Source organism: Diaphorobacter sp. LR2014-1, from assembly GCF_002916785.1.
GTDB classification, from domain to species: domain Bacteria; phylum Pseudomonadota; class Gammaproteobacteria; order Burkholderiales; family Burkholderiaceae_C; genus Diaphorobacter; species Diaphorobacter nitroreducens.
Genome location: NZ_MTBE01000035.1, coordinates 1 through 2500, shown reverse-complemented (window position 1 = coordinate 2500; position 2500 = coordinate 1). Strand labels below are relative to the sequence as shown.

Below are 2500 nucleotides of genomic sequence, written 5' to 3'. Positions count from 1 at the left end.
CCGAAACCAAGTGATCTATCCATGGCCAGGATGAAGGTGCCGTAACAGGTACTGGAGGTCCGAACCGACTAGTGTTGCAAAACTAGCGGATGAGCTGTGGATAGGGGTGAAAGGCTAAACAAACTTGGAAATAGCTGGTTCTCTCCGAAAACTATTTAGGTAGTGCCTCAAGTATTACCTGCGGGGGTAGAGCACTGTTTTGGCTAGGGGGTCATGGCGACTTACCAAACCAAGGCAAACTCCGAATACTGCAGAGTACAGCTTGGGAGACAGAGCACCGGGTGCTAACGTCCGGACTCAAGAGGGAAACAACCCAGACCGCCAGCTAAGGTCCCTAAAATTGGCTAAGTGGGAAACGAAGTGGGAAGGCTAAAACAGTCAGGATGTTGGCTTAGAAGCAGCCATCATTTAAAGAAAGCGTAATAGCTCACTGATCGAGTCGTCCTGCGCGGAAGATGTAACGGGGCTAAGCCAGTTACCGAAGCTGCGGATGTGCAATTTATTGCACGTGGTAGGAGAGCGTTCTGTAAGCCTGTGAAGGTGTCTGGTAACGGATGCTGGAGGTATCAGAAGTGCGAATGCTGACATGAGTAGCGTTAAAGCGGGTGAAAAGCCCGCTCGCCGTAAGCGCAAGGTTTCCTACGCAACGTTCATCGGCGTAGGGTGAGTCGGCCCCTAAGGCGAGGCAGAGATGCGTAGCTGATGGGAAACAGGTCAATATTCCTGTACCGATCAATAGTGCGATGTGGGGACGGAGAAGGTTAGCTCAGCCAACTGTTGGATATGTTGGTTCAAGCCTGTAGTCGTGCCTGGTAGGCAAATCCGCCGGGCTTAGATGAGGGGTGATAACGAGTCTGCTTGCAGACGAAGTGAGTGATACCCTGCTTCCAGGAAAAGCCACTAAGCTTCAGCTATTGACGACCGTACCGCAAACCGACACTGGTGCGCGAGATGAGTATTCTAAGGCGCTTGAGAGAACTCAGGAGAAGGAACTCGGCAAATTGATACCGTAACTTCGGGAGAAGGTATGCCGCAAGTAGGTGAACTTGTACAAAGGGAGCCCAAAGCGGTTGCAAAAAATCGGTGGCTGCGACTGTTTAATAAAAACACAGCACTCTGCAAACACGAAAGTGGACGTATAGGGTGTGACGCCTGCCCGGTGCTGGAAGATTAAATGATGGGGTGCAAGCTCTTGATTGAAGTCCCAGTAAACGGCGGCCGTAACTATAACGGTCCTAAGGTAGCGAAATTCCTTGTCGGGTAAGTTCCGACCTGCACGAATGGCGTAACGATGGCCACACTGTCTCCTCCTGAGACTCAGCGAAGTTGAAATGTTTGTGATGATGCAATCTCCCCGCGGAAAGACGGAAAGACCCCATGAACCTTTACTGTAGCTTTGTATTGGACTTTGAACGGATCTGTGTAGGATAGGTGGGAGGCTTTGAAGTGAGGTCGCTAGATCTCATGGAGCCAACGTTGAAATACCACCCTGGTGCGTTTGAGGTTCTAACCTAGGTCCATTAGCTGGATCGGGGACAGTGCATGGTAGGCAGTTTGACTGGGGCGGTCTCCTCCCAAAGCGTAACGGAGGAGTTCGAAGGTACGCTAGTTACGGTCGGACATCGTGACGATAGTGCAATGGCATAAGCGTGCTTAACTGCGAGACTGACAAGTCGAGCAGATGCGAAAGCAGGACATAGTGATCCGGTGGTTCTGTATGGAAGGGCCATCGCTCAACGGATAAAAGGTACTCTGGGGATAACAGGCTGATACCGCCCAAGAGTTCATATCGACGGCGGTGTTTGGCACCTCGATGTCGGCTCATCTCATCCTGGGGCTGTAGTCGGTCCCAAGGGTATGGCTGTTCGCCATTTAAAGAGGTACGTGAGCTGGGTTTAAAACGTCGTGAGACAGTTTGGTCCCTATCTTCCGTGGGCGCTGCAGATTTGAGGAAGCCTGCTCCTAGTACGAGAGGACCGGAGTGGACACACCTCTGGTGTATCGGTTGTCACGCCAGTGGCATTGCCGAGTAGCTAAGTGTGGAAGAGATAACCGCTGAAAGCATCTAAGCGGGAAACTCGTTTCAAGATGAGATCTGCCGGGGCCTTGAGCCCCCTGAAGGGTCGTTGTAGACCACGACGTTGATAGGCTGGGTGTGGAAGTGCAGCAATGCATTAAGTTAACCAGTACTAATTGCCCGTGCGGCTTGACCCTATAACTTTGACTGCCAATCGCAGTTCAAGACTGTTATGCCAAGTACGCAATCAAATCCACGCTGATTCACAGACTCTATGAATTCGCTGTGCAGTCCTCACTGCTCAGCAACCCTTTATGCCTGATGACCATAGCAAGTTGGTACCACTCCTTCCCATCCCGAACAGGACAGTGAAACGACTTCGCGCCGATGATAGTGCGGGTTCCCGTGTGAAAGTAGGTCATCGTCAGGCTCTTACAGCCCAAACCGCCCTCCCACTAAAACAGTGGGAGGGCGTTTTGCTTT

The 2500-nt window shown here is 51.6% G+C and carries 2 rRNA genes (1 of these 2 cut by a window edge); both read left to right on the top strand.

Annotated elements, in window-relative coordinates:
• Positions 1-2214: ribosomal RNA gene (locus tag BV908_RS18230) — 23S ribosomal RNA — on the top strand; it begins 662 nt to the left of the window's first position.
• A 120-nt stretch (positions 2215-2334) separates the two neighbouring features.
• Positions 2335-2447 (top strand): 5S ribosomal RNA (gene rrf, locus BV908_RS18225).
• Positions 2448-2500 lie beyond the last annotated feature (53 nt).